General features: G+C 70.6%; 3 protein-coding genes. 2 read left to right on the forward strand and 1 reads right to left on the reverse strand.

From position 1 onward, the window contains the following. Positions 1-928 (reverse strand): AMP-binding protein (locus FJ309_17215; GenBank protein ID MBM3956314.1); only part of this gene is annotated, 928 nt, incomplete at its 3' end. Between the two features lie 32 nt (positions 929-960). On the opposite strand from FJ309_17215, the gene FJ309_17220 reads away from it, so the two are divergent. After that, positions 961-2202, forward strand: a complete 1242-nt coding sequence (locus tag FJ309_17220) for a DNA polymerase IV (GenBank protein MBM3956315.1) — start codon at positions 961-963, stop codon at positions 2200-2202. A 66-nt stretch (positions 2203-2268) separates the two neighbouring features. Beyond that, positions 2269-3468 (forward strand): DUF5117 domain-containing protein (locus FJ309_17225; GenBank protein MBM3956316.1); only part of this gene is annotated, 1200 nt, incomplete at its 3' end.

A 3468-nucleotide genomic window follows, 5' to 3' on the forward strand; every position in this document is an offset into this window, starting at 1 on the left:
CGCCATGCACCATGCACTTCGGGAGCCCCGTGGTCCCCGAGCTGTACATCACGTAGAGCGGGTGATCGAACGGGAGATGTTCGAATCGCTCGGGTGCCGCCGCGCCGCGCGCGAGGAAGTCGTCCCAACGAGTCGACTTCGGCAGCTGCGCCGCGACATCGGCGCGCGCCGGCGCATCATCGAGGAACGGCACCACGATCAGCTGCTCCACGCTCGGCAGCGCCGCGACGATCTGCACGCTGCGCGCCACGCAGTCGATTCGTTTCCCCGCGTAGTGATAGCCATCGGCGACGATCAGCACCTTCGGCGCGATCTGTCCGAACCGATCGAGAACCCCACCCACCCCGAAGTCCGGCGAACACGACGACCAGACGGCACCGACGCTCGCGGCGCCAAGTGCCCCGATCACCGCCTCCGGGATGTTCGGGAGGAATCCCACCACGCGGTCACCGGGAGCGACACCGGCCGCGCGGAGCGCCCCAGCGCATCGGCGCACCGCATCGGCGAGCTCGGCGAAGGTGAGGGTTCGGCGCCGTCCCTGCTCGTCGCGCGCGACGATCGCCGTGGCCCCGTCGCGACGGCGCAACAGATTCTCCGCGAAGTTGAGCCGGCCCCCGGTGAACCAGTGCGGCCCCGCGGCGCCATGCGGGGGCGCCATCCGGTCGCCATCGATCAGCACCGTCTCCCAGGGCGGCGGGGCGCCCGGCCCCTCGCCATGCGGCGCCGCGATCACCCCGGTCAGCCGCCAGACCTGGGCCCAGAACCGCTCGGACTCGCGGACCGACCAGGCGTGCCACGCCTCGTACGGGGCGGAGGCCTCGGGGGCGGTCGGGTCGACGGCACTCACCGTCCAGCAGAACCGGGCGAGCGCACTCTCCGCCGCCGCCTCGCGGCTCGGGGTCCAGAGGGGGAGGTCGGGGGCCGTCATCGCCGAGGAATTTATCGTATGTTCCGTCTCCCATGACGCCCCGCCGGATCCTCCTCGCTGACGCCGACGCCTTCTTCGTCGCCGTCGCGCGCATGGCGGATCCCGAGGGGGCGGGCCGCGCCCCGCTACTCATCGTCGGAGGGCGACCCAACTCGCGCGGTGTGGTCTGCTCCGCCTCGTACGAGACCCGGGCCTACGGGGTGCGCTCCGCGATGCCGATCGCACAGGCGCTCCGGCTCTGTCCCGATGCGCTCTGCGTCCCCGTCCCGCGCGCGGCTTGTTCCACCACCTCGCGCGCGATCGGCGCGGTGCTCCAGCGCTTCACCCCGGTCGTCCAGGCGGCGAGCATCGATGAGTGGTATCTCGATCTCTCCGGCACCGAGGCGCTCTACGCCCCCGAGAGCTTCGAGCAGACCGCGCAGCGCATCCGTGCGACGGTCCACCACGAGACGGGGATCTGGCTCTCTTTGGGCGGTGGCACCTCGAAGCTGATCGCCAAGCTCGCCGCCGAGAAGGCGAAGCCGCGGGCGGGGGTCGGTGGGCATGGCGTGCACCTCGTCCACGAGGGGGATGAGGCGACCTTCATGCGCAGCTGTGCCCTCGCCCAGATCCCTGGGGTCGGGCCCAAGCTCCAGACCAAGCTCGCCTCGCTCGGACTCGAGCGGGTCCCTGATGTCCTCGCCGTCGATCCGCGGACGCTCACGCGGTGGCTCGGGACACGCCCTGCCGCCTGGCTGCGGGAGCGGTGTCTCGGGCGCCATGAGGCCCCGGTCGAGGGGCGCGCGCCGGCCAAGCAGGTGAGCCGCGAGACGACCTTCGATCGCGACATCCGCGATGTTCGGGCGATCGCCGTCACGTTGCGGAGCCTCGCGGCACGTGTCGCATCCGAGCTCCGCACCGAGCGCCTCGCCGCGCGCACGATTACGGTGAAGATCAAGGACGCCGACTTCACCACGCGGCTCGCGAGCACGACCGTTGCCGACGCGGTGGAGAGCGACCGCGCGATCGCCGACCTGGCCGTCACACTGCTCGCACGGCTGCGGAAGGCACGCACCGTCCCGGCCCGATTGGTCGGCGTCTCGTGCGGTGGGCTCATACCGCGGCCCGACGCCGAGCAGTTAGGCCTCTTCGCACCACCGGCTCGCGGGCCCATCACCCCCGACGCCGTGTCGACCGCGCTACCGGCGGAGCGCCCTGAGGACCGAGCGGTCTCCCGTGCCGTGGACCGTGTCCGAGAGCGATTTGGCAACGACGCCATCCGGTACGGCGTGTAGGATTAGTGGTCTGTCGCACCGCCGCGGTCATGGTGACCGTGGGTTCTTTCACCCCCTCGTCCCCTCATGACCTCGACTCGACCGAAGCTGTGGCTGGGTGGGCTCGCGGCGTTGGCGCTCGCCTGCCAGCCTTCGACCCCATCCACGACCCCGACGCCGACGCCCGGTGCCGCTCCAGCCGTCCCAGCTGCGGCGCCCGCGCCCGCTCCCGCGCGCCCCGCGAATGGCGCCCCTGCCCCGCAGGGTGGCGCGAATGCCGCTGGCCAGCAGCCGGCTGGTGGCGCCCCCGGCGCCCAGCCCGCCGACCCGCAGCCGCGCCCCTACAACCAGGTGATCCGCGGTGAGGTCAAGACCAAGGCCGGCCTCTTCAAGACCCATCAGATCGGGAGCCAGCTCTACTACGAGATCCCGGCCGCCGAGATGGGGAAGGATCTCCTCCTCGTCACCTCCATCACCAAAACGAATGAAGGGGACGGCTACGGCGGTCAGGCGCTCGATGAGCGTGTCGTGCGCTGGGAGCGAAAGGGGCATCGCGTCCTCCTCCGCAGCGTCTCCTACGCGATCGTCTCCGATCCGAGCAACCCGATCGCCGAGGCGGTCGCCAACGCGAACTACGACGCGATCCTCGGGTCGTTCAACGTCGCGGCATACGGCCCCGATTCGGCGGCGGTGATCGAGGTCTCGCGCACCTACACCAATCCGCCCAGCGAGATCAGCGTCGTCCGTCGCTATCGCGGCTCCGTCGATGCCGCGCGGTCCTTCCTCGAGCGGGTCGCGACCTATCCGAAGAACATCGAGGTGGAGGCGACGCTGACCATCGCGGCGCAGCCCACCCCACAATCGCTCCTGCCGGGGCTCCCGCCCTCACAGCCCGCGCCGGGGACCCCGGCGGTGAGCAAGTCGTTCGTCATCCACTGGTCGATGGTGAAGCTCCCCGAGCAACCCATGATGCCGCGTCTGCGCGATTCGCGCGTCGGCTACTTCTTCACCTCGACCGTCGACTTCAGCCGGCCCGAGCAGCGCGCGCAGCAGCGGAACTTCATCGCCCGCTGGCGCCTCGAGAAGAAGGATCCGAATGCGGCACTCTCCGAGCCCAAGCAGCCGATCGTCTACTATGTGGATCCGGCGACACCGAGCTGGCTCGTCCCCTATGTGAAGGCGGGGATCGAGGAGTGGCAGCCGGCCTTCGAGGCCGCAGGCTTCAAGAAGGGGATCATCGCGAAGGAGGCGCCTTCCAAGGCCGAGGATCCCGATTGGTCGCCGGAG

Source organism: Planctomycetota bacterium, from assembly GCA_016872555.1.
Lineage (GTDB): Bacteria > Planctomycetota > Planctomycetia > Pirellulales > UBA1268 > F1-20-MAGs016.

Coding starts and splice junctions, on each gene's coding strand:
- FJ309_17220 (MBM3956315.1), top strand. CDS start 961: ATGACGCCCCGCCGGATCCTCCTCGCTGACGCCGACGCCTTCTTCGTC.